We start from the raw sequence: 23,289 nt of genomic DNA on the forward strand, positions 1-23,289 counted from the left end.
CATCCCTGGCCCATTAAGCCTCTCGCCGCGTCCATGCGGCTCGTCCCCCTACACGACACCTCCACTCGGCCTCCTGACGGGACCGGAGCGCGAGCTTGCAAGATTTCCACACACTCAAGCTCGGCGGCGTCTGTTTTTGCTTTTGCTCTCGAGCTGCGATCAAACAGGCGACGCCCAATTCCCCTTCAGGAGGCCGAGTGGAATCACCAGGTAAGGGGTTGAGCGACATGGATGTCGCGAGAGCTGCGATGGGCCAGGGATGGCCCTTCGCAGCGGGCCCCTGGAGTGGTGATGGAATGAGGGAACCCCGGCGCAGCCCGGGGCCGTATGTATGGGTGTGTTTCTTTGCTTACTTTCTTTGCACAAGCAAAGAAAGTAAGGCGCCCGTAAGGGGCGAAACCCATACGGCCAGGCGGCGTGCTAATGGAGAGTGCCAAGTCATCGACAGCGAACACTTATTTGCCAGTCCGGTGTCAACCAAGCACTCCCCTAAAATGCGAAGAACCAAAGAAAAGGGGAAGCTGCGACGGTGGTCGCAGCTTCCCCTGAGCCATTACGAGCCGAGCATTTACAGCTGCACTTCGATCACGCCGTCGGCATTCATCGTCACCTGGCTGGTGCCGGCTTCGACTTCCGGCGTCACGCTGTCGCTGGAGAACGCCGAGGCCTTCATGGCTTCCATGCGCATCGGCGGGCGCACGAAGCCGCCGCTGTTGAGGTTCAGGCTGACCAGCTTGTAGCTCTTGCCGCCCAGGGCTTCGGTGGTCAGTTGAGCGCGTTCCTTGAAGGCGGCGACGGCATCCTTGATCAGTGCGTCTTCTTCCTTCTTGCGCGTGGCATCGGCGATGCTGAAGCTCATGCCGCCCATCTTCAGGGTTTTCAGCATGTCGCCGGTGAGCTTGGACAGCGCAGCGAAGTCGGCGCTTTCCAGGCGGATCTCTGCGCGTTCGCGCCAGGCAGTGATTGCCTCGCCTTTCTCGCTGTACACCGGGTAGCTGTTGCGGCTGCCCTGGGACACGCTGACGGCCTGCACGCCGCGGGCCTGGGTGAGGCCGGCATTCAGGGTGCGGGTGATCTCGGCGGCCAGCGCCGCAGGGTCCTGGTGCTGGGCTTCGGTGTACAGGGTGACCTGCATCAGGTCGTGGGCCACTTCATGGCTGACCTGGGTGCTCAGGGAAATCTGGTTGTAGCGCGGCTCATCGGCGTGCGCAGCGATGCTGAGCAGGCCGGCGGTGCTGAAAGCCAGTGCGGTGGCGAGACGGGACAGTGGCAGCATGACGATTCCTTATCGATAGCGGGCACGGACAAAGACCGTGTTCATGGGGTTAGACGAGGCAAGCTGGGGATTCGGGTTAAGCCAATCGAAAAAATATTCACCCCACCTCTGACCACCGGCATCGGCAAGTGACTGCGCTGATCCGGTGCCTGGCAGGCAATCGTCGTACGACTGCGGCGCGTTGCCGCATCAGGCCGCCGACGGGCTTGGTTATACTCGCCGGGCTCGCCAACGAGCATAGGGCAACTCTAAAAACTACCTGCGTTGCCATCACTGCGTTAAAAACAGGCTCAAAATGCTCATTTGCAACTCGTAAAGTCGATCGCGACTCCGATCGTTTTTCGCCTGTTTTTGCCTTGTGCTGACTGCCTCGCCAACGTTTTTAGAGCCGCCCATAGAGGAGTATCGATGCTCGCCCCCGTACAACTGCTTTCGGCCAGCCGCCAGAACCTCTGGCGGCTGACCCTTATTCGCTTTCTGGTGCTGGCCGCGCAGGCCGGTTCGGTTGGCCTGGCCTACAAATCCGAATTGTTGCCACTGCCCTGGTTGCAGCTGAGCATCACCCTGGGCGCCTCCCTGGTGCTGTGCCTGCTGACCGCATTGCGCCTGCGCGGGCCCTGGCCGGTGACCGAGGCCGAGTATGCCATCCACCTGGGCTTCGACCTGATCATCCACAGCGTGCTGCTGTATTACTCGGGCGGCTCGACCAACCCCTTCGTGTCCTATTACCTGGTACCGCTGACCATCGCCGCGGCGACCCTGCCGTGGCTGTTCACCATGATGCTCGGCGGCATGGCGCTGGCGTCCTACACGCTGCTGCTGGTCTGGTCGCACCCGCTGCAACTGCCGGTGGGGCCGCGCGAAAGCCTGTTGGTCTACGGCATGTGGCTGAGCTTCGCCCTGGCGGCGGGGCTGATCACCTTCTTCGTCGCCAAGATGGCCGAAGAGCTGCGCCAGCAGGAAAAACTGCGCGCCGAACGCCGCGAGGAGGGCATGCGCGACCAGCAGCTGCTGGCCGTGGCCACCCAGGCTGCCGGTGCCGCCCACGAACTCGGTACGCCGCTGGCGACCATGAGCGTGCTGATCAAGGAGCTGCGCCGCGAGCACCAGAACCCGTTGCTGCAGGAAGACCTGGCGCTGCTGCAGGAGCAGGTCAAGCTGTGCAAGGAAACCCTCCAGCAGCTGGTGCGCGCCGCCGAAGCGGATCGTCGCCAGGCCGTGGTGGAAATGCCGGCGGTCAGTTGGCTGGAAACCACCCTCAATCGCTGGCACCTGATGCGCCCTGAAGCCAGCTATCGTTACGAATGCCTGGGCGTGGGCAAGTCGCCGCAACTGATGCCGCCGGCCGACCTGACCCAGGCGCTGCTCAACCTGCTCAACAATGCCGCCGATGCCTGCCCGGACAACCTGGAAATCAGCCTGGACTGGGATCATCAATGGGTGCGCCTGAGCATCCGCGACTATGGCGCGGGTGTACCCTTGGCCATCGCCGAGCAATTGGGGCGGCCATTCTTCACCACCAAGGGCAAAGGCAAGGGCTTCGGCCTCGGGTTGTTTCTCAGCCAGGCCAGCGTGACCCGCGCCGGCGGCACGGTGAAGCTGTATAACCATGAAGAGGGCGGCACGCTCACCGAGCTCAAGTTGCCGCGTGCCTACGCCCGGGTGTGAGCCCGGCGCGGGATTGTCGATGCAGCGCACTGCCAAGCCGGCAGGCCGCGAGCATGTTTTGAGGAGTGATCCATGAGTGACGAAACGCTGCTGGAAAGCGAAGAACAGCCCCATCTGCTGCTGGTCGACGACGACCCCACCTTTACCCGCGTGATGGCGCGCGCCATGAGCAGCCGCGGGCTGCGTGTGTCCACCGCGGCCTCCGCCGAGGAAGGCCTGGCGCTGGCCACCCAGGATTTGCCGGACTACGCCGTGCTCGACCTGAAGATGGAAGGCGACTCCGGCCTGGTGCTGCTGCCCAAGCTGCTGGAGCTGGATGCCGAGATGCGTGTGGTGATCCTCACCGGTTACTCGAGCATCGCCACCGCCGTGGAGGCCATCAAGCGCGGCGCCTGCAACTACCTGTGCAAGCCGGCCGATGCCGACGACGTGCTCGCCGCACTGCTGACCCAGCACGCCGACCTCGACACCCTGGTGCCGGAAAACCCCATGTCGGTGGATCGCCTGCAGTGGGAGCACATCCAGCGTGTGCTGGCCGAGCACGAAGGCAACATCTCGGCAACCGCCCGGGCCCTGGGCATGCACCGCCGTACCTTGCAGCGCAAATTGCAGAAGCGCCCGGTTCGGCGTTGAAGTGAGCCGCCTCGCCACTGAGCGGGGCGACCTGACACGCCCCCGCCCGAAGGGCTGAAGCCTTGCTATCATTAGCAGCCTATCGACGTGCCTGGCTGCAGGTACGTCGGTGCTTGCCACGGCCTCTTCACCTTTCGGGACCCTCATGCTCGCTGTAGTCCAGCAGACACTGGCGATCACCGCCCCCGTCTTCGCCATGCTGTTTCTCGGCGTGCTGCTCAAGCGGCTGCGCTGGATCGACGATCCCTTCATCGATACCGCCTCGTCCCTGGTGTTTCGCGGCACCATGCCGACGCTGCTGTTCATCAGCATCGTCCAGGCAGACTTGAGTACCGCGCTGCAACCGGCGCTGATCGGCTACTTCGTGTTCGCCACCGTGGCCAGCTTCGGCCTCGCCTGGGCGTGGTCGATCTGGCGCTGCCCAAAGGTTGATCGCGGCATCTATACCCAGGGCGCGTTCCGCGGCAACAACGGCATCGTCGGCCTGGCCCTGGCCACCAGCATGTACGGCGACTACGGCCTGTCGGTGGGGGCGGTGCTCGGCGGTATCGTGATCCTCTGCTACAACGTGCTGTCGGCCATCGTGCTGAACCTCTACGCGCCGAACATGAAGGCCGACCCCTGGTCGCTGTGCAAGAGCATCCTCACCAACCCGCTGATCATCGGTGTGCTGTCGGCCATTCCGGTGGCCTACTGGAAGGTGCCGCTGCCGCACTGGACGATGGTTTCCGCCGAATACTTCGCGCAGATGACCCTGCCGCTGGCGCTGATCTGCATTGGCGGCACGCTGTCGCTGGCCTCGCTGCGCGAGAGCAGTGCCATGGCGGTCAGCTCCAGCCTGATGAAGATGGTCTGGCTGCCGCTGCTCGCCACCCTGGGGGCCTGGGCGCTGGGCTTTCGCGGTGCCGACCTGGCGATCCTGTTCCTCTATCTGGGCAGCCCCACGGCGGCGTCGAGCTTCGTCATGGCCCGGGCGGTGAACGGCAACTACCGGCTTGCCGCGGCAATCATCGTGATCACCACGCTGGCGGCGGTGGTCACCACCAACGTGGGGCTGTTGCTGCTGCAGTGGGCGGGCTGGGTTTAGCGGCCAATTGCCACTTCGTTGCAAGGCTTTGCGGTGCGCTGCGTTGCAGCAAAAGTGTCATGGGTGCTCCCTAAGGTGGCCGGAAGCCTTTTTCAGCCGCCGAGGACACGACCATGCCGCGCGCCCCTTTCTGCCGACTGCTTCCCGCCCTGTTGCTGCCCGTGCTGGGCAGTGCCCACGCCGCGGATCTCTCCTCGCGCTACACCGACGGCAACGACGACATGGTCGCCGATGCGCCTGCCAAGCCCAGCGAGTGGCTGGATCCGGCCACGCTGATCTTCGCCTACACCCCGGTGGAAGACCCGGCCGTGTATGCCAAGGTGTGGGACGAATTCCTGCAGCACATGGAGGACGTGACCGGCAAGAAGGTCAGGTTCTTTCCCGTGCAGTCCAATGCCGCCCAGCTCGAGGCCATGCGCGCCGGCCGTTTGCACATCGCCGGCTTCAACACCGGCTCGGTGCCGCTGGCGGTCAACTGCGCCGGCTTCGTGCCTTTCACCATGATGGCCGACGAGAATGGCGGTTTCGGCTACCAGATGGAAATCATCACCTATGCCGGCAGCGGTATCGATGATGTGCCGAGCCTGAAGAGGCGCACGCTCGCCTTCACCTCGCCAACCTCCAACTCCGGCTTCAAGGCGCCCTCGGCGCTGCTCAAGTCCGAGTTCAACCTGGAAGCGGACAAGGACTTCAAGACCGCGTTTTCCGGCAAGCACGACAACTCGATCATGGGCGTGGTGAACCGCGACTACGACGCCGCCGCCATCGCCAACTCGGTGCTCTCGCAAATGCAGGCGCGCGGCGTGGTCAAGCCCGACCAGTACAAGGTGCTGTACACCTCGCAAACCTTCCCTACCACCGGTTACGGCTATGTCTACAACCTCAAGCCGGAACTGGCCGACAAGGTGCGCAAGGGTTTCGAGACGTTCGACTGGGAGGGCACCGCGCTGCAGGCGGAATTCAAGAACTCCGGCCAGGCGCAGTTCATCCCCATCACCTATCAGCAACACTGGGAAGTGGTGCGCAAGATCGACCAGGCCATGGACGTGAGCTACGCGTGCGACAAGTGATCGAGGTCGTAGCGAGGAGAGCACAGCCATGAACCTGCTCGAGATAAAAGGGCTGGGCAAGCGCTACGCCACTGGCGACCAGGCCCTGGCCGACATCCGCCTGACGCTGCCGAAAGGCCAGGTAATGGCGCTGATTGGCCCGTCCGGCGCTGGCAAGAGCACGCTGATTCGCTGCATCAACCGCCTGGTGGAACCCTCCGAGGGCGAGGTGCTGCTCGCCGGCCTGTCACTGACCGGGCTGCGCGGTGGCGCCCTGCGCAAGGCGCGGCGGCGCATGGGCATGATCTTTCAGGATCATGCCCTGGTCGATCGCCTGACGGTGATGGAGAACGTGTTGTCCGGGCGGCTGGGCTACGTCGGCTTCTGGCGCAGTGTATGGCGCCGCTACCCGCGGGCCGATGTACAGGAGGCCTTTCGCCTGCTCGAGCGCGTCGGCCTGGCCCATGCCATCGACAAGCGTGCCGATGCGCTGTCTGGCGGCCAGCGCCAGCGGGTCGGCATCGCCCGTGCCCTGCTGCAGAATCCCGAGCTGATGCTGATCGACGAGCCCACCGCGAGCCTCGACCCGAAAACCTCCCGGCAGATCATGCGGCTGATTCGCGAACTGTGCGAGGAACGCGGCCTGACCGCGATCATCAATATCCACGATGTCGAGCTGGCGCGGCGGTTTTCCGACCGCATCGTCGGCCTGCACGCCGGCCGGGTGGTCTTCGACGGCTCCCCCGACGCGCTGGATGCCGCGACGCTGACGCGTATCTACGGCGAGGAAGACTGGGACGCGCATGCCGCCGACGCGGCGCAGGACGACGACCCCGCCGCGCACATGCCGCGCTCCGGCTGGCCACGGGTGGCCAGTTGATGGCCGGGCAGGTGAATGCGCACGAGCGCCTGGCCAGAGCACGGGCCGGTGACTGGCAACCGCCCTCGCTGTTGCCGGGAACGGGGCAGCGCTGGCTGGTGATCGGCGGCCTGCTGCTGTATCTGCTGCTGGCCGGCTCGAGCATCAACCTGGACTGGAATCGTATCGCCGAAGGCTGGTCGCGCGGGCTGGCCTTCGCTGCCGGCTTCCTGCAGCCTGACTTCACCAGCCGTGGCGGCGACATCCTCGAAGGCCTGCTGGAAAGCCTGAGCATGACCCTGGTCGCCACCGTGCTGGGCATCGCCCTGTCGATTCCGGTAGGCCTGGGCGCCGCGCGCAACCTCTCGCCACTGCCGATCTACCTGCTCTGCCGGTGGATCATCATGGTGTCGCGCACCTTCCAGGAGGTGATCATCGCCATCCTGTTCGTGGTGATGTTCGGCTTTGGTCCCCTGGCCGGCGTCGCCACGCTGACCTTCGCGACCATCGGCTTCATCGCCAAGTTGCTGGCCGAGGCGATCGAGGACATCGATGCGCGGCCGCTGGAGGCCATCCGCGCCACCGGCGGCAGCTGGTTGCAGGTGCTCAACCATGCCGTGCAGCCGCAGATCCTGCCGCGTCTGATCGGGCTCTCGCTGTATCGCCTGGACATCAACTTTCGCGAATCGGCGGTCATCGGCATCGTCGGCGCCGGCGGTATCGGTGCGACGCTCGCCACGGCCATGGATCGTTACGAATACAGCACGGCGGCGGCCGTGTTGCTGATCATCATCGCCATCGTGCTGGCCTCGGAATATCTCTCCGGCTACGTACGTCGCTGGCTTCAGTAAGGCGTTATCCTCATGCCGATCATTCATGCCGAGACGGCCGAGCCGCAATGGCGCCGCCGCACCACCGCCCAGCAATGGGGCCACTGGCTCGCCTGGTTCGCCGGCGCATTGCTGTTCGTCTGGTGCGCGCGGTTCATCTCCGAGAGCACCCTGTGGGAGTTCGTGGCGGACGCCGGAAGCCAGGGCGCGTCGCTGCTGGCGCGCATGGTGCCGCCGCAGTGGGACTACACGCCCGAGTTGCTCAGGCCGCTGTGGGATACGCTCAATATCGCCACCCTGGGCACCGCCCTCGGGGTAATGCTGGCGTTTCCCCTGGCGTTTCTGGCGGCACGCAACACCACGCCATCGCCGCTGATCAGAAGCGCCGCGCTGTTGATCATCGTCTCGTCGCGTTCGATCAACTCATTGATCTGGGCAATGCTGCTGGTGGCGATGCTCGGCCCCGGTGTACTGGCCGGCATCATCGCCATTGCGCTGCGCTCGGTCGGTTTCATCGGCAAGCTGCTCTACGAGGCCATCGAGGAGATCAGCACCTCGCCGGTCGAGGCCATCGGTGCCACCGGGGCAGGGCGCCTGCAGGTGCTGCAGTTCGGCGTGGTGCCGCAGATCATGCCGGCGTTCGTCGGCACCTCGCTGTATCGCTGGGATATCAATATCCGCGAGGCGACCGTGCTGGGGCTGGTCGGCGCCGGTGGCATCGGCCTGCAGCTCGATGCGGCGATCAACAACCTCGCCTGGGATCGGGTCAGCGTGATCTTCCTGCTGATCTTCGCCACCGTGATCTTTTCCGAATGGGCCTCGGCCAGGCTGCGTCAGCGCCTTTCCTGAGCCGAAGCGTGGCAACGCTCGCTGCCAGCGCGCCGGCCTGTTGTGATTCGGCGCGTGATCGTTGTGATCCAGTAGCGATTCGCAAGTGCCACGATTGTCAGCGTCAAGGCAACTCGCTAGCATCCTCGCCCAGCGTGTAACTTGATGTGACGCCGCCGTCTCGATGACGCCGCACTCAAGGCGCAACTTCCTTCCCAGAGCCCAGTGTGAGTGCGGGTGTCAGGCTTTCATGCCCGACCAGCACAAGGAGTGCAGTGCGGTGGTTCGCTTTCTTTCGCAGCGCCGAGCGATTCGGTTCGCTCTCGCCGTTGCCTGGCGGGTGCGTAGCGTGCTGCTGATCTGCGCTGCCATGGTCGCTCCGATGAGCTGGGCCGAACCTGGCCGGGCCGAACCTTCCGTGTCCCTGCAAGGCCCCACCGGCGGCTGGCGCTATCACGGCCTCAATGACGGCGATAACGACGCCCGCGTGGCCTACCCGACGCCACCCATCGACCGTGGCGCCCAGCGCGGGCGCAGCCTGATCGAGGGCACGTTGCAGAACATCGGTGAGGTGCGCCCGCCGCACCGCCTGGTGGTCAACGGCAACCCGCTGCCGCTGTACACCGACGAGCAGGGCCGCTTCGCCCGGCCCTACGCCTTTGGCGCCGGCTCCAACAGCGTCGAGCTGGTGGCCGGCGAAGGCAAATCGCTCAAGCGCATTCAGTTCTACGAGGCCAACAACCTGCGCACGCCGGCGCGCATTCGCATGGTGCTCGGCTGGGATGACCCCAAGGCCGAGCTCGACCTGCATGTGGTCACCCCGGATGGCCAGCACGCGTTCTGGAGCCGCCCGGTGCTGACCAACGGCGGCGGCCTGGATGTGGACAGCGTCGACGGCCCCGGCCCGGAAATGTTCACCATGACCGCGCCGCTGCAAGGCACTTACCTGATCTACGTGAACTACTGGGGCAACCTGGGCAGCGAGGGCTACAACTTCGAGGCCGGCAGCAACCAGAACGAGATCATCACCGCGCAGATCAACCTGATCTTCAACGAGAACACCGTCAACGAGAAGCGCGAGACCTTTCTGGTGCCCTTGCGCGCCATTGGCGAGCTGCTGTTCGTGAAATCCTTCAATTACTGATATCCCGAGGCTCGGATGAACCGGAATACCACTGCCCACCTGCGCCACGTCGCCGTTTTGCTGACAGCCGGCCTGCTTGCCGCCTGTGGCCAGGACTCGCGCGACCTGGGTGAGCGCAGCACCCTGGGCCTGGATCTGCAGCGCCCCGATGCGCTGATCGAGAGTGCCTCGCTCAGCCGCCTGCCCAGGGATCTGCTGGCGGTGCCGCTGTTGCGCGACACCCTCACCGAAGACTTCGTGTTCTATTACGAGCACAACGCCGACCGCCTCGGTTTGGTCGGCAGCCTGCGGCGGATCATCTACGAGCGCGACCTGCAACTGCGCGACGAGCTGCTCGACGAATTGCTCGACCAGCCCGCCGACGTGGCGCTGTGGAAGGGCGCCGATGGCAAGCTCAAGCACTTCGTGATGGTCATGCAGCGTGGTGGCCTGGCCAAGGTCCTGGAGCCGCTGGCCCATGTCGCCCTGGACGACACCCAGCTCAGCAAGGCCGGCGAGCTCCACGTCGATGGCAGCAGCGTGCCGTTGTACCGCCTCAACTACCTGGGCGATCGCGCCCTGCTGCTGGCCAGCCATGGTGACAAGCTCTTGGTGCTGTCGTCGCCGGGCATGCTGTTCGGCGAGGACGACAAGCCCGGCCGTGCGGCCACCGAGTCCGTCGAAGCGCTGCTCGACGGTGACAACCCGTTCGCCAAACGCTTTGGCCTCAAGGCGCGCGAGACAGAGCAACAGCGCATTTCCCTGAGTGGCGAATACGTCGCGCTGGGTTACCAGCGCTTCTTCCCGGCGTTTGCCGGCGTGCGTTTCGAGAAGGGCGAGGGCGCCTGGAGCAGCTTCCTGGCGCTCAACGAAGTCGACGACCAACCGGCTATGGATTTCACCCCGATCTGGAAAGCCATGCCGATGGGCGCCAGCGCCTGCGTCGCCGTGCCCGTTGCGCCAGGTAGTGCCGAGAAGCTGCTCGAGCGTGTCGGCGCCAGCAAGGCGGTCAGCGAGGATCTGCAGAAACGCCTGGGCAGCACCGCCGGCCTCTGCTGGTACGCCGACTCGCGGCTGCACTCGCCGCTGCTGGTCACGCACCTCGACGAGGCCGCCACGCCGGAGCTGGATCAGGCCATCGGCGGATTGTTCGACGGCATGATCGGCGCCTTCGAGCCCAATGTGGAAAATGGCCGCTTCCCGGTAGAAAGCCAGAGCATCGCCGACGGCCATATCTGGCACCGCCAGGTGGGCTCCAACTTCGGTCAGTACCCGGCCGAAGCCAGCAATACTCCCGACGCCCTGGCGTCCCGCGCATTCTTCAACGTCAGCCTGGCGCGCCAGGGCCAGACCCTGCTGTTTTCGCTGGATGACACCCTGGTGATCAAGGCCCTCGACACCCTCAACAAGCGCTACCCGCCGCTGGCCGAAGTGTTGCCCGCCGACGGCCTGGTGCCTGGCTACCTGGCGCCCGAGGGCTTGTCGCGGCTGCTCGAGCAGGAAACCCTGGACAGCCTGCCAGCCAACTACGAGCCGGTGTTCCGCAACGCCGCCGACACCCACCTGCTGCCCAAGCTGCGCGCCATGGGCGGTTACGGCCAATTCGCGCTGACACTGCCGAAAGGCACCGAGGCCGACGATGACTGGAAGTGGGTTCCCTTGGAATGGCGTTCGCTTTGATCACCGCCATGCCCGCTTGGCGCGTGCTGCTAGCTGCGGCGCTGCTCGCGTTGACCCTGGCCGCGCGCGCCGAGCAGGCGCCCGGCCTGAACCCCGAGCAGTCGCAGATATTCCGCGCCTGGTTCGTGCGTATCGCCCAGGAGCAGCTGCGCCAGGGGCCGAGCCCGCGCTGGTATCAGCAGGATTGCGTGGGCCTGGTGCGTTTCGCCGCCAACGAAGCGCTCAAGGTGCATGACGCCAAGTGGCTGCACGCCAATGGCCTGTCCAATCGCTACCTGCCGCCGGAGCTGCAACTGAGCGACGCCCAGCGCGCGCTGGCGCAGAGCTGGGAGCAGGGCGGCGGCAAGCAGGGCCCCTACGTCAATGCGATCAAGATGATCCAGTTCAACAGCCAGCTGGTCGGCCGCGACCTGAACCAGGCGCGCCCCGGCGACCTGATGTTCTTCGACCAGGGCGATGACCAGCACCTGATGATCTGGATGGGCCGCGACATCGTTTACCACACCGGCACCACCACTCCCACGGATAACGGCATGCGTGCCGTCAGCCTGCAACAACTCATGACATGGAAGGACACCCGATGGATACCCGACGACGCCAACCCCAACTTTATCGGCATCTATCGGCTGAATTTCCTCGCGCGATGAACCGTCTGCTTGCCGTCACGCTGCTGGCGCTCATGCCCCTGGCCGCTCACGCTGAAGATGAAGTGCCGGCCAGTGGCTACACGCCGCTGTCCGGCGAGTCGTTCTTCCTGCTTGCCGACTCGAGCTTCGCCGCCGATGAAGTGGCCACCGTGCGCCTCGAGGCGCCAGGCCGCGATTACCGCCGCTATCGCATGGAAGGCTACGGCGGCGTGGACATGCGCCTGTACCGCATCGACCAGCCGCTGGAGTTCCTCAAGCGCCAGAAGAACCTGCACCGGGTGGTCGCCGAGGGCCAGTTCAAGGGCGAGGGGCTGTCCAATACCCTGGCGTACCTGTGGGACAACTGGTACCGCAAATCCCGCCGGGTGATGCAGCGCGCCTTCTCCTACGAGTCGCGCAAGCAGGTTACCGAAGAGGCGCCGGAGCTGAAGATGGGCAGCGCCATCGCCGCGCCTACCGAGTACACCCCGCAGGTGCAGTTCGCGCCCATGAAAGGCCTGCCGCTGGTGGCCGAGTTCCGCTACCCGCTGTGGCAAGCCAAACCCATCGAGCCGCCGCAAGGCGTCGACCTGTCCGGCTCGTCGAGCAACTTCGTCAGCGTCGCCTCCGGCAACGTCTACGTGCCGCTCGGCAAGCTCGAGCCCGGCCTGTACCTGGCCGAGGCGATAATCGGCAAGTACCGCGCCACCACCGTGGTGTTCGTTTCCAACACCGTGGCGGTCAGCAAGATTGCCGGTGGCGAGCTCTTGGTGTGGACGGCCGACAAACACCAGGGCACGCCGGTGGCTGACGCCAAGCTGCTGTGGAGCGATGGCCTGGGCGTGATGACCAGCGGCACCACCGATGCCCAGGGCCTGCTGCGCCTCGGTCATGCCAGCCCTGAGCGCTCCTACGTGATCGGCGAGGACGCCGACGGCGGCGTGTTCGTCTCCGAGAACTTCTATTACGACAGCGAAATCTACGACACCAAGCTGTATGCCTTCACCGACCGCCCGCTGTATCGCCCCGGCGACTGGGTGGAGGTGAAGATCGTCGGTCGCGAATTCAAGAACGCCCGTGACTCGGTGGCGGCCGGCACCGCGCCGATCAGCCTCAGCGTGCTGGATGCCAACGGCACCGTGCTGCAGACCCAGAAGCTCGACTTCGACAGCGCCCGTGGCGGCCAGGGCCGCTTCCAGCTGCCGGACAACGCCGTGGCCGGCGGCTATGAGCTGCGCTTCGCCTACCGCGACGGGCTGTATAGCAGCGCCTTCCGCGTGGCCGAGTACATCAAGCCGCACTTCGAAGTGTCGCTGGATCTCGACAAGCCGGACTTCCGTACCGGCGAGCCGGTCAAGGGCGCCCTGGTGTTGCTCTATCCGGACGGCAAACCGGTGGTCAATGCCAAGGTGCAGCTGAGCCTGCGCGCCCAGCAACTTTCGATGGTCGACAACGAACTGCAGTACCTCGGCCAGTTCCCGGTCGAACTGGCCAGCAGCGAAGTCAGCACCGACAGCCAGGGCCGCGCGGTGGTCGACCTGCCGGCCGCCGACAAACCGAGCCGCTACCTGCTCAGCGTGTTCGCCAGCGATGGCGCCGCCTACCGGGTCAAGACCAGCAAGGAAATCCTCATCGAGCGTGGCGCCGCCCGCTATCGCCTGAGCGCGCCGCAGCGCTTCAGTGCCGCCGGCCAGGCAGTGACCTTCGCCTATCAGAGCGAAGGCGCCAGTGAACGCAAACCGGCCCGCTACGAGTGGGTGCGCCTGGAAGACCAGAGCACCGGCAACGGCGAGCTGGCGGCGGATGCCAAGGGCTTCGAGTTGAATTTCGAACGCCCCGGTACCTACAGCATCACCCTCAAGGACAGCAGCGGCCTGATTCTCGGCGCCACCGGCCATTCGGTCAGCGGCGAGGGCGTCAAGTCGGTCGCCGGCACCATCGAGATCGTGCTCGACAAGGCCGAGTACCAGGCCGGCGACGAAGCCCTGGCGCTGATCACTTTTCCCGAGCCGGTCAGCGATGCGCTGCTGACCCTGGAACGCGACAAGGTCGAAGCCACCGCGCTGCTCTCCAAGGGCGGCGACTGGCTCAAGCTCGAGCGCCTGTCCGACACCCAGTACCGTGCGCGCATTCCGGTCGGCAAGACCTTCTCGCCGAACATCACCTTCTCGGCGCTGTACACCCGCGGCGGTGATTACAGCTTCCAGAACGCCGGCATCAAGGTCGCCACGCCGCAGATCGACATCGCCATCAAGGCCGACAAGGAGGTGGTGCAACCGGGCGAGCTGGTCACCGTCGAGCTGAGCACCCTGTTCGCAGGCAAGCCGGTGCCGACGCGCCTGACGGTCAGCGTGGTGGACGAGATGATCTACGCCCTGCAGCCGGAAATCGCCCCCGGTATCGACCAGTTCTTCTACCACCCGCGGCGCAACAACGTGCGCACCAGTGCCAGCCTGTCGTTCATCAGCTATGACCTGGCGCTGCCCGGCATGCCCAGTGCACCGGGCCGCGCCAACCGCAGCGAACGCGGCGTCAAGGTGCTGGAGCGGCCGCGCCGCGAGGAAGTCGACACCGCTTCCTGGCAGCCGGACCTGGTCACCGATGCCAACGGCAAGGCCAGCTTCAGCTTCCGCATGCCCGATTCGCTGACCCGCTGGCGCATCACCGCCCGGGCGGTGAGCGCCGACGGCGAAGTGGGCCAGAAGCGCCAGTTCGTGCGTTCGGAAAAGCCGCTGTACCTGAAATGGAGTGGCCCGAGCCGCTTCCGGGTCGGCGACAAGCCGGCGCTGGGCCTGTTCGCCTTCAACCAGGGCGAGGAGGGCGCCAAGGCCGAACTGCTGATCCGTCATGGCGAGCAGGAGCAACGCCGTGAAGTGACGCTGGCCAAGGGCATCAACTACCTGCCGGTCGAGGAGGCGGTGATCGCCGCCGGCGACTTCAGCGCCGAGCTGCGTCAGGCGGACAAGGTCGCCGACGCCTTGGCCGTCAAGCTGAGCACTGTGGCGCCTGGCTGGCAGCAGGTGCGCAGCGAGCAGCTGTCGGTATTCCCGGGCAGCACGCCATTGCAATTGCCGGCTGATGCCAGCCAGGTGCAGTTGCACGTCGCCGACAGCGGCGCCGGCCTGTTCAACGCTGCGCTGGATGACCTGCTCGACTACCCCTACGGCGGCGTCGAGCAGACCGCCAGCCGCCTGCTGCCGCTGAGCCTGGCCTACCCGGCGCTGGCCGCCGGCGAGCCGCGGATCAAGGATCGCCTGCGCCTGATCATGCAGAACAGCCGCCTGCGCCTGGTGCAGATGGCCGGCCCCGAAGCGACCTTCACCTGGTGGGGTGGTGATGCCGATGGCGACGCCTTCCTGACCACCTACGCCTATTACGCCGACTGGCACGCCAGCCGCGCCCTGGCCATTCAGTTGCCGCCGGAGCACTGGCAGCGTGTGCTGGAACTCTATGCCAAGCGCGCCCCGGACACGCCGCTGCTGCAGCGTGCGCTGATCCTGGCTTTCGCCCGCGACATGGGCCTGCCGGTGAAAACCTTGCTCGACGGCCTGGTGTATGACCTGGCCGCCGCGGGCGAAGGCGAGGAAGTGGTGCTCGGTGAGGGCGACAGCCTGGTGATGGCGGCGCCGGATTCGGCCCTGGGCCTGGCGATTGCCCGCGAGCTGGGCGTGCGCCTGGCGCAGCAGAACAATGTGCCGGTGGCCGAGGCGCTGCAGGGGCAGCTCGATGGTGCCCGTCGCCGCCTGGCCGAGAGCCAGTCGCCGTTCGTGGCGGCTGTTTCCCTGTACCTCAATGGCCCGGATCGCCAGCGTGCCCAGCGCCTGCTCGGCGAACTGGCACCGGCCCAGGCCGGCCTGGAGCGCGCCCTGGCGCTGACCTGGCTGCAGCCGTCGCTGGATCTGCGCAGTGCCCAGCCGGCACTGGCATTGGAAGGTGACTGGCAGGCGGTGGAGGGCACCAGCGGCGAGAACTATTGGCAGTGGAACGGGGCGCAACCGCCCCAGGCACTGCTGGTGGCTGGTGATCTGGATCAGCCGAGCGATGTACGCCTCGACTACCAGAGTGCCCAGGCCGCGCCGAGCAATGTGCCGGTAACGTTGAAGCGCCGTCTGCTGCGGCTGGTGCCGGGCGACAAGGCGTTCGAGTTCCGCGCCGAGGAAGTCGGCAAGGACGAGATCTCCAGCGCCGACCTGTACCTGGACGAAGTGACCCTGAGCAGCGAAACCGAACAGCCCCTGCGCTACGGCATGCTGGAAGTGCCGCTGCCGCCGGGCGCCGATGTGGAACGCACCACCTGGGGCATCCAGGTCAGCGGCCTGGGTGGCGATGAAGCCTCGGCGCTGGAGAAGGCCCGCAACGAGCCGGGCGAGCTCAGCTACGCGGTGCCGGTGGACAGCCTGCAGGGCGAACTGGTGCTGCGTCACCTGGTGCGCTTCTCGCAGAAGGGCGAGTTCGTGCTGCCGCCGGCCCGTTACGTGCGCCTCTACGCACCGGGCCAGCAGGCGCTGGAGGCCGAGCCAGCGCTGCAGAAGGTCACCATTGAGTAGCAGGCAGTTGAAAAACTATCTACGTTGCCATCGCGGCGTTAAAAACAGGCTCAAAATGCTCATGTACTACTCGTACACTCCGCTTTTTCGCCTGCTTTTGCCTTGCGCTGGCTGCCTCGATCACGTTTTTCAACGGCCTGCTAAGCACTGCCTGCTCGCTTCGCTGACCCTGCTGACCGCCCTAGGCGGTTCGGCAATGGCCAGCGAGGCGCCGCTGTCGCTGTCGCTGGCCTGGCAAACGGCTGGCGGCAGCGAACTGCTGCGCCTCGACGAGCAGCGGCTGATCAGCCGCGAACCCTTGCCCGCGAACCTGCAGGCGCCGTTGGGCAGCCTGTGGAAGTTGTTCGTGTATGCCTACCTGGTCGACACCGGCCAGCCGGACAACGGCTACCAGTGCCGTGGCGGCAACAAGGAAGAGGTGTATTGCTGCAACCCGGGCGAGCGTATCGACCGCGAGCAGGCGCTGGTCAAATCCTGTGGCTTGTATTTCGAGCAGGAGAATCTGCAGCTGAACGAAGGCGACTGGTCGCGCTACTGGCAGGCCCGCCAGGCGCCGGCCTGGATCAGCGAGCGGCAACGCCTGGCGCCAGGCACTCGGGTCTCGGTTCGGCAGTTGCTCGGCCAACTCGCGCGACTGCCGGCCCAGGCCGATGCGCGCAAGGTGCTGCTGGAGGTGGTGTTGAACGGCGACGGTTCGACCGTCAGCGCTCTGGGCAGTCGCCTGCGGGTGAAGACCTGGAGCTGGCTGGCCGATAACGATCCCCAGGCGCGCCAGGGTGGCTTCGCCGGCTGGTTGGCTGACGGCACGCCAATCTGGGCCGGTGGCTCGGGCACCAGCGTGATGGTGCTCAAGCGCTATGCCGAGTCGCTCGGCCGGGAGCTGCCAACCCCCTGGCCGCGCGAGGCCGGCAGTTGCGTCGAGGTGCGCCTGTTCGCCCGCTACCCGCTGCGCCAGCTCAGGCGTGAGGGCAGTAACGCGGTCGTGGAGCCGGGTGCGCTCAATGGTCGTTACGAAGTCGAGTTCACCAACGGCAACCGCCTGCCCATCGAAAGCCACGGTGAGCTGTTTCTCGAGCGAAGCAGCGAAGGGTTGCAGCTCACTGCCCATCTGGATCGTGAGGATTACGTGGCCCGCGTGCTGGACCGCGAAGCCTCGGCGCAGCCTGCCGAGGCCGCCAAGGCATTGGCCATCACCGCGCGCACTTACCTGCTGCAGAGCGCCGGGCGCCGCGGCGAGTGCCTGCGTATCGATGACAGCAGCAGCAACCAGCGCGTGGCACCGCGCCCGGCCAGCCAGGGCGCCCGCGCTATCGCCGCGTGGACCGCCGACCTGGTGCTGGCCGGCACGCCGGTCACCTATCACAGCACCCAGCCCGGCACCGATCGCCTGGCCTGGGCCCAGGCGGTCGAGCAGGCGGGCAGCGGCCTGCGTTATGACGCCATTCTGGCCCGCGCCTTCCCACGCGCCACGCTGAGCCGCTGGGACAAGCCGGTGGCTGCCTGCCAGCCAATCGCCGCCGCCGAGCAGTGGCTGCGCAAGCAGCGCCGCGATTGGCGTCAGCGCCTGGACATGGAGCCGGGCTACGAAGAAATCCAACAGTTCACCGTTTGCCAGTTGGCGTCTGGCCGGCCCTATGTGGATCGCCAGCGGCAACGCATCTTCGTGCGCGGCTTCTTCTCCCTGCAGGACCGCCTCGACCTGACGCATGAGTATTTACATCTGGCGTTCGTCGCCCACCCCAACGGACAGGACGAGGCCTACGTCGAAGGCCTTGCCCGCACCCTGTTACTGGAATGACATCATGGCTCTGATCACCCCTCGTATCGCCCTCTGCCTGACCCTGCTGCCGCTTTGCGCGCTGGCCGAGGTAAAGCTCGACACCCCCCGCAGCGGCTGGCGCGTTGGCGGTGGCGACGGCGCGCAGTTCATGCAACAGGTCAACTACCCGGCGTCCTCGGTCAACAGCGCGGCCAACCAGGCCGATACCGCGCGGATCAAGGGCGCGATCAGCAAGCTCGACAAGGATGCAAGCAGGGCGCCGGGCCGCCTGGTGGTCAACGGCACCAGCATGCCGCTGAAGATCGGCGAGGACGGCGGCTTCGACCGCCCGTTCGTGTTCCCGGCCGGCAGCAACAACGTCGAGGTGCGCAGCCCGGATGGCAGCCAGCGCCGCCGCGTACAGTTCTACAACAACGGCAGCGGTGAAACCCCGGCGCGTCTGCGCGTGGTGCTGTCGTGGGACAGCGACAACACCGACCTCGACCTGCACCTGGTCACCCCCGATGGCGAGCATGTCTGGTACGGCAATCGTTCGCTGGCCAACGGCGCAGCCCTGGATGTCGACGTGACCACCGGCTACGGCCCGGAAATGATCGCCTCGCCTACCCCGATGAAGGGCCAGTACCTGATCTACGTGAACTACTACGGCGGCGGTTACAGCTATGACGATGAAGGCGAGAGCAACGCCGGGCAGATTCTCACCACCGGGCAGATCACCCTGATCAGCGAAGAGGGCACGGTCAACGAGAAGCAGGAGAGCTTTCTGGTGCCGATGCGTACACCGGGCGAGCTGACCCTGGTAAAGAGCTTCAGCTATCCGTAAAGGCACAGCCGATCATACGTAGCCTGCGGTTGAGCGCAGCGATACCCAGGCTACGGGCGTGATGCATGCTGTTTAGTATCAAAAAAAGCTTATCAATCCTTCATTATTATTCGTTTGATCGCGCTATCGCCCTTCGTCACACTCTGCTCCATTGCCTGCCACGGTTTCTCTGCCAGGGCGGGCAAGGTTGCAAACAGACGAGTACATCATCCAGGGACGGATGCTCCTGTCAGCCGCTTCCAGCGGTACCCAGCGAGCCTCTCATTTGAGAGGCTCGATCTTTTCGACGATAGCGATGAAGCCCCACGCGCATTTCCCTCAATGGCTCGCTGCCTTCCTGCCTGATGCCCTGCATACCCGCCCGCGAGAGTGGAGCCGTGCCGCCTTTGGTGCCGCCGCCGGTTTTCTGTTCAGCACCTGGGTGTGCAGCCAATTGTTCGGCCTGCCTATGGCGGTGCATTTCTCCGGCCCGCTGGCGGCGTCAGCCGTGCTGCTGTTCGCCGTGTCATCGGGCGCCCTGGCCCAGCCCTGGTCGATTCTTGGCAGTTATCTGTGCGCCAGCGTCGTTGCGCTGACGATCAGCCGTTTCGTCGACCACAGCCTGCTGGGTGCGGCGCTGGCATTGGGCCTTAGCCTGCTGTTGATGTGCCCGCTGCGCTGCCTGCATCCGCCGGGCGGTGCCATCGCCTTCTGCATGGTGTTCGCCACGCCCTTGGCGGGCGAGCCGTTCTGGCAGCCGGCGCTGGTGGCGATGACCGCCGGTGTCGGCCTGCTGGCCTGCGCGCTGCTCTATAACAACCTGACCCGCGTGCCCTATCCGCGCCCGCATCCCGCTACCCAGGTGGTTCATCACACCCAGGACCCGCTGCCCAGCGAGCGCGTCGGCATCAACGCCGACGACCTGGACCATGCCCTCGATGAGCTGGGCTCCTTCGTCGACATCACCCGCGAAGACCTCGAACTGATCGTGCGCAGTACCGAGAAGCACGCACTGCGCCGCAGCATGGGCGAGATCCGTGCCGGGCAGATGATGTCTCGCGATCTGATCCACGCCACGCCGCAAACCGCGGTTGCCAAGGGCCTGTACCTGCTCACCCAGCACGGCCTGAAGGCGCTGCCGATCCTCGATGGCGGAAGGCTGGTCGGTATCGTCAGCCTGGTCGATCTGGTCAGTGTCACGCGGGCCAATAGCTTCAACCTGCGCGCCATCCTCGGCCTGCAGAAGCAGCAGGTGTTGGGCGAGGTGATGACCACGCCGGTGCGCACCGTGAGTGCCGACACCCATGTCGTCGACCTGATCGCACTGCTCTGCGACGAAGGCCTGCACTGCCTGCCGGTGCTCGACGACGGCGTGCTGGTCGGGGTGATCACCCAGACCGACCTGGTCGCCGCGCTGCACCGCGACCTGCTCAGGCATCTCGACTGAAGCATCGAATGATCCGTCGCACGCCCGTACACTGGGCGCCGGATCAGGCTTGAGGAATGGCTGGCACCGCGCGCCGGCAGAGTGACCATGGATATCGACCTTACCCGCACCTTTCTGGAAATCGTCCGCAGTGGCAGCTTTATCGCCGCCGCCGAGCGCATGCACGTGACCCAGACGGCGATCACCGCGCGCATCCAGAAGCTGGAAAGCCACCTGGGCAGCACGCTGTTCGTGCGCAATCGTGCCGGCGCGCGGCTGACGCCCGATGGCGAGGCGTTCGTCACCTACGCCAACCAGATCCAGCAGACCTGGGAGGCCGCGCAGCGCGACCTGCCGTTGCCGGATGGTTATCACAACGTGCTGCATATCGGCGGCGAGGTGAGCCTGTGCAACCCGCTGATGCTGCGCTGGGTCAGCGCGATCCGCCAGGGCATCGAAGGTTATGCGGTGCGCGCCCAGGTCGCCGAGTGCGCCAGTTTGCTGCGCCAGGTGGAAATGGGCGTGATGGATGCGGCACTGGTCTACCAGCCCACTTACTGGGCCGGCATGCAAGTCGAGCAGGTGCTCGAGGAGAAGCTGATTCTGGTCCGCGCGGCGAACCCGGAGCCCTACGTGTACATCGACTGGAGCGACAGCTTCCGCGCCCAGCACGACCGCGCCCTGCCGGACAAGGCGCGGGCGCCGGTGTCCTTCAACCTTGGGCCGCTGGCCCTGCAGTACATCCTGGAGCACGGCGGCTCCGGTTATTTCCGCACCCGGGTGGTACAGAGCTATCTGGACAAAAGAGTGCTGGAGCGGGTGCCGCGGGCGCCGGAATTCAGCTACCCGACCTATCTGGTGTATTCCCGCGAACGGGATTCGGCAGCCCTGCAGCAGAGCTTCGCGCTGCTGCGCGAGATCACCGCCCAGGACACCGACTGGTCACAGCGCTGGGATCCGGCGCTGTAAGCATCTGTTCACGATCTTTCGGCTCTTTGCCTGCAAAAGGGGAGAGCAGCCGTTCGCAATCTCGTGGGAGGGGCTTTAGCCCCGAGCTCTTTGCACCCCCAAAAAGCTCGGGGCTAAAGCCCCTCCTACAAAATAAGCTCTGCTCACCGTCCGCCTCTGCCTTTTAGCAGTCATGTCGCCTAGAGATCGTGAACAGCCCTCCGTCTTACTTCAGGCTTTCCACGCGCACCGGCACCACGCCGGAACGGATCATGTCCAGCGACTCCGCCGCCTTGCGTGACACGTCGATGATCCGCCCGCGGGCGAAGGGGCCGCGGTCGTTGATGCGCACCACCACGCTGCGGTCGTTGTTGAGGTTGGTGACCCTGACCATGGTGCCGAAGGGCAGGGTGCGGTGGGCGGCGGTCAGGGCATTCTGGTTGAAGCGCTCACCGCTGGCGGTCCTGTTGCCGTGGTGGGCCTTGCCGTAATAGGAGGCCTTGCCGTCGGCGCGGTAATCGCCGGGTACACCACCGCCAACGCTGCTACAGCCGGCGAGCAGCAGGCTGAGCAGACCCAGCAGAATCGATAATCGACGCATTGTTTTTCTCCATCCCGAACTTCAGATGTGAAAACGCCGGGTAACCCCGGCGTCTTCAAATCGCTCAGCCTTCGAGCTTTTTCTTCAGCAGTTCGTTCACTTGCCCCGGGTTGGCCTTGCCCTTGGAGGCTTTCATGGCCTGGCCGACGAAGAAACCGAACATCTTGCCGCGCTTGGCTTCGTCGCTGGCGCGGTACTGTTCGACCTGCTCGGCGTTGGCCGCCAGCACCTCGTCGAGCATCGCTTCGATGGCGCCGGAGTCGGTGACCTGCTTGAGGCCCTTCTTGTCGATCACTTCATCGGCCGTTGCGCCTTCACCGGCCGCCAGGGCTTCGAAGACCATCTTGGCGATCTTGCCGCTGATGGTGTTGTCCTTGATGCGCAGGATCATGCCGCCCAGTTGCTCGGCGGATACCGGCGACTGGTCGATCTCCAGGTTGTCCTTGTTGAGCAGGCTGGACAGCTCGCCCATCACCCAGTTGGCGGCCAGCTTGGCGTCGCCACAGGTCTTGGCGACCACTTCGAAGTAGTCGGCCAGCTCGCGGCTGGCGCTGAGCACGCTGGCGTCGTAGGTCGACAGCGCGTACTGGCTCTCGAAACGCTCGCGTTTCTGCGGCGGCAGTTCGGGCAGCTTGGCGCGCAGGTCATCGAGGAAGCTTTGCTCGATCACCACCGGCAACAGGTCCGGGCAGGGGAAGTAACGGTAGTCGTTGGCTTCTTCCTTGCTGCGCATGGAGCGGGTCTGATCCTTGTTGGGATCGTACAGGCGGGTTTCCTGCACCACCTTGCCGCCGTCTTCGATCAGCTCGATCTGGCGCTGCACTTCATGGTTGATGGCTTTCTCGATGAAGCGGAACGAGTTGACGTTCTTGATCTCGGCGCGGGTGCCGAACTCGGCCTGGCCCTTGGGGCGCACCGATACGTTGCAGTCGCAACGCAGCGAGCCTTCGGCCATGTTGCCGTCGCAGATGCCCAGGTAACGGACGAGTGCATGGATGGCTTTCACGTAGGCCACCGCTTCCTTGGCCGAACGGATGTCCGGCTCGGAAACGATTTCCAGCAGCGGCGTGCCAGCGCGGTTCAGGTCGATGCCGCTCATGCCCTGGAAGTCTTCGTGCAGGCTCTTGCCGGCGTCTTCTTCGAGGTGCGCACGGGTGATGCCGATGCGCTTGACGGTGCCGTCTTCCAGGGTGATGTCGAGGAAGCCCTTGCCGACGATGGGGTGATCCATCTGGCTGGTCTGGTAGCCCTTCGGCAGGTCCGGGTAGAAGTAGTTCTTGCGCGCGAAGATATTGCGCTCGGCGATCTCGGCGTCGATGGCCAGGCCGAATTGGCAGGCCATGCGCACCGCTTCGGCGTTGAGCACCGGCAGGGTGCCGGGCATGCCGAGGTCGACCAGGCTGGCCTGGGTGTTCGGCTCGGCGCCGAAGGTGGTGGCGCTGGCCGAGAAAATCTTCGATTGGGTGCTGAGCTGAGCGTGAATCTCGAGCCCGATGACGGTTTCCCACTGCATGTCTTAATCCTTC

The 23,289-nt window shown here is 65.3% G+C and carries 18 protein-coding genes; 15 read left to right on the forward strand and 3 right to left on the reverse strand.

The window, feature by feature from the left end; translation table 11 throughout:
- Positions 1 to 568: 568 nt before the first annotated feature.
- Complete coding sequence (locus tag QYS36_RS15230; protein ID WP_308840282.1) at positions 569 to 1,276, reverse strand: SIMPL domain-containing protein; 708 nt, start codon at positions 1,274 to 1,276, stop codon at positions 569 to 571.
- Between the two features lie 408 nt (positions 1,277 to 1,684).
- Here QYS36_RS15230 and QYS36_RS15235 point away from each other — a divergent pair, with 408 nt between their 5' ends.
- The 15 genes from QYS36_RS15235 (at position 1,685) to QYS36_RS15305 (ending at position 21,183) form a co-directional block, all read left to right on the forward strand.
- Positions 1,685 to 2,944: an ATP-binding protein gene (locus tag QYS36_RS15235; RefSeq protein ID WP_308840283.1), complete on the forward strand. Its 1,260-nt coding sequence runs from the start codon at positions 1,685 to 1,687 to the stop codon at positions 2,942 to 2,944.
- A gap of 72 nt (positions 2,945 to 3,016) precedes the next feature.
- On the forward strand, positions 3,017 to 3,577 hold the full coding sequence (locus QYS36_RS15240; protein ID WP_070884366.1) for a response regulator transcription factor: 561 nt from the start codon (positions 3,017 to 3,019) through the stop codon (positions 3,575 to 3,577).
- A 145-nt stretch (positions 3,578 to 3,722) separates the two neighbouring features.
- Positions 3,723 to 4,664, forward strand: a complete 942-nt coding sequence (locus QYS36_RS15245; protein ID WP_308840284.1) for an AEC family transporter — start codon at positions 3,723 to 3,725, stop codon at positions 4,662 to 4,664.
- Positions 4,665 to 4,777: 113 nt separating this feature from the next.
- Positions 4,778 to 5,734: a phosphate/phosphite/phosphonate ABC transporter substrate-binding protein gene (phnD, locus tag QYS36_RS15250; protein ID WP_308840285.1), complete on the forward strand. Its 957-nt coding sequence runs from the start codon at positions 4,778 to 4,780 to the stop codon at positions 5,732 to 5,734.
- A 28-nt stretch (positions 5,735 to 5,762) separates the two neighbouring features.
- The gene (gene phnC, locus QYS36_RS15255; protein ID WP_308840286.1) at positions 5,763 to 6,593 is read left to right on the forward strand and encodes a phosphonate ABC transporter ATP-binding protein; all 831 of its coding nucleotides are present in this window, start codon (positions 5,763 to 5,765) and stop codon (positions 6,591 to 6,593) included.
- On the forward strand, positions 6,593 to 7,423 hold the full coding sequence (gene phnE / locus QYS36_RS15260) for a phosphonate ABC transporter, permease protein PhnE (RefSeq protein ID WP_308840287.1): 831 nt from the start codon (positions 6,593 to 6,595) through the stop codon (positions 7,421 to 7,423). The genes phnC and phnE (QYS36_RS15260) overlap by 1 nt, the downstream gene beginning before the upstream one ends.
- 12 nt (positions 7,424 to 7,435) lie before the next feature.
- Positions 7,436 to 8,251, forward strand: a complete 816-nt coding sequence (gene phnE / locus QYS36_RS15265; protein ID WP_308840288.1) for a phosphonate ABC transporter, permease protein PhnE — start codon at positions 7,436 to 7,438, stop codon at positions 8,249 to 8,251.
- 319 nt (positions 8,252 to 8,570) lie between these two features.
- Positions 8,571 to 9,374 (forward strand): YfaP family protein, encoded by an 804-nt coding sequence (locus QYS36_RS15270; protein WP_374990464.1) that lies wholly within the window; start codon positions 8,571 to 8,573, stop codon positions 9,372 to 9,374.
- A gap of 15 nt (positions 9,375 to 9,389) precedes the next feature.
- Complete coding sequence (locus QYS36_RS15275; RefSeq protein WP_308840289.1) at positions 9,390 to 11,033, forward strand: DUF2138 domain-containing protein; 1,644 nt, start codon at positions 9,390 to 9,392, stop codon at positions 11,031 to 11,033.
- Positions 11,034 to 11,041: 8 nt separating this feature from the next.
- The gene (locus tag QYS36_RS15280) at positions 11,042 to 11,680 is read left to right on the forward strand and encodes a DUF1175 family protein (protein ID WP_308840290.1); all 639 of its coding nucleotides are present in this window, start codon (positions 11,042 to 11,044) and stop codon (positions 11,678 to 11,680) included.
- Positions 11,677 to 16,206 (forward strand): alpha-2-macroglobulin, encoded by a 4,530-nt coding sequence (locus QYS36_RS15285; protein ID WP_308840291.1) that lies wholly within the window; start codon positions 11,677 to 11,679, stop codon positions 16,204 to 16,206. Before QYS36_RS15280 ends, QYS36_RS15285 begins: the two co-directional genes overlap by 4 nt.
- A gap of 196 nt (positions 16,207 to 16,402) precedes the next feature.
- Positions 16,403 to 18,004 (forward strand): DUF2300 domain-containing protein, encoded by a 1,602-nt coding sequence (locus tag QYS36_RS15290; protein ID WP_308840292.1) that lies wholly within the window; start codon positions 16,403 to 16,405, stop codon positions 18,002 to 18,004.
- A 4-nt stretch (positions 18,005 to 18,008) separates the two neighbouring features.
- A complete protein-coding gene (locus tag QYS36_RS15295; protein ID WP_308840293.1) occupies positions 18,009 to 18,809 on the forward strand; it encodes a DUF2135 domain-containing protein in 801 nt (266 codons plus the stop codon).
- Between the two features lie 295 nt (positions 18,810 to 19,104).
- Positions 19,105 to 20,235 carry an HPP family protein gene (locus tag QYS36_RS15300; RefSeq protein WP_308840294.1) on the forward strand — a complete coding sequence of 377 codons (1,131 nt, stop codon included), beginning with the start codon at positions 19,105 to 19,107 and terminating at the stop codon, positions 20,233 to 20,235.
- A gap of 87 nt (positions 20,236 to 20,322) precedes the next feature.
- On the forward strand, positions 20,323 to 21,183 hold the full coding sequence (locus tag QYS36_RS15305) for a LysR family transcriptional regulator (RefSeq protein ID WP_308840295.1): 861 nt from the start codon (positions 20,323 to 20,325) through the stop codon (positions 21,181 to 21,183).
- A 205-nt stretch (positions 21,184 to 21,388) separates the two neighbouring features.
- On the opposite strand, the gene QYS36_RS15310 is transcribed toward QYS36_RS15305, so the two are convergent.
- Both QYS36_RS15310 and gatB read right to left on the reverse strand, forming a co-directional pair.
- Positions 21,389 to 21,763, reverse strand: a complete 375-nt coding sequence (locus tag QYS36_RS15310; RefSeq protein WP_308840296.1) for a septal ring lytic transglycosylase RlpA family protein — start codon at positions 21,761 to 21,763, stop codon at positions 21,389 to 21,391.
- A gap of 64 nt (positions 21,764 to 21,827) precedes the next feature.
- Positions 21,828 to 23,276, reverse strand: coding sequence for an Asp-tRNA(Asn)/Glu-tRNA(Gln) amidotransferase subunit GatB (gene gatB / locus QYS36_RS15315; RefSeq protein ID WP_308840297.1), 1,449 nt, complete (start codon positions 23,274 to 23,276; stop codon positions 21,828 to 21,830).
- Positions 23,277 to 23,289: the final 13 nt, after the last annotated feature.

Origin of the sequence: Pseudomonas sp. G34 (genome assembly GCF_031119625.1) — a bacterium.
Taxonomy (GTDB): domain Bacteria; phylum Pseudomonadota; class Gammaproteobacteria; order Pseudomonadales; family Pseudomonadaceae; genus Aquipseudomonas.

Bases quoted from the DNA above. Each gene is read 5' to 3' on its own strand.
- QYS36_RS15230 (WP_308840282.1), bottom strand. From the start codon at position 1,276: ATGCTGCCACTGTCCCGTCTCGCCACCGCACTGGCTTTCAGCACCGCC.
- QYS36_RS15235 (WP_308840283.1), top strand. From the start codon at position 1,685: ATGCTCGCCCCCGTACAACTGCTTTCGGCCAGCCGCCAGAACCTCTGG.
- QYS36_RS15240 (WP_070884366.1), top strand. From the start codon at position 3,017: ATGAGTGACGAAACGCTGCTGGAAAGCGAAGAACAGCCCCATCTGCTG.
- QYS36_RS15245 (WP_308840284.1), top strand. From the start codon at position 3,723: ATGCTCGCTGTAGTCCAGCAGACACTGGCGATCACCGCCCCCGTCTTC.
- phnD (WP_308840285.1), top strand. From the start codon at position 4,778: ATGCCGCGCGCCCCTTTCTGCCGACTGCTTCCCGCCCTGTTGCTGCCC.
- phnC (WP_308840286.1), top strand. From the start codon at position 5,763: ATGAACCTGCTCGAGATAAAAGGGCTGGGCAAGCGCTACGCCACTGGC.
- phnE (WP_308840287.1), top strand. From the start codon at position 6,593: ATGGCCGGGCAGGTGAATGCGCACGAGCGCCTGGCCAGAGCACGGGCC.
- phnE (WP_308840288.1), top strand. From the start codon at position 7,436: ATGCCGATCATTCATGCCGAGACGGCCGAGCCGCAATGGCGCCGCCGC.
- QYS36_RS15275 (WP_308840289.1), top strand. From the start codon at position 9,390: ATGAACCGGAATACCACTGCCCACCTGCGCCACGTCGCCGTTTTGCTG.
- QYS36_RS15280 (WP_308840290.1), top strand. From the start codon at position 11,042: ATGCCCGCTTGGCGCGTGCTGCTAGCTGCGGCGCTGCTCGCGTTGACC.
- QYS36_RS15285 (WP_308840291.1), top strand. From the start codon at position 11,677: ATGAACCGTCTGCTTGCCGTCACGCTGCTGGCGCTCATGCCCCTGGCC.
- QYS36_RS15290 (WP_308840292.1), top strand. From the start codon at position 16,403: ATGGCCAGCGAGGCGCCGCTGTCGCTGTCGCTGGCCTGGCAAACGGCT.
- QYS36_RS15295 (WP_308840293.1), top strand. From the start codon at position 18,009: ATGGCTCTGATCACCCCTCGTATCGCCCTCTGCCTGACCCTGCTGCCG.
- QYS36_RS15300 (WP_308840294.1), top strand. From the start codon at position 19,105: ATGAAGCCCCACGCGCATTTCCCTCAATGGCTCGCTGCCTTCCTGCCT.
- QYS36_RS15305 (WP_308840295.1), top strand. From the start codon at position 20,323: ATGGATATCGACCTTACCCGCACCTTTCTGGAAATCGTCCGCAGTGGC.
- QYS36_RS15310 (WP_308840296.1), bottom strand. From the start codon at position 21,763: ATGCGTCGATTATCGATTCTGCTGGGTCTGCTCAGCCTGCTGCTCGCC.
- gatB (WP_308840297.1), bottom strand. From the start codon at position 23,276: ATGCAGTGGGAAACCGTCATCGGGCTCGAGATTCACGCTCAGCTCAGC.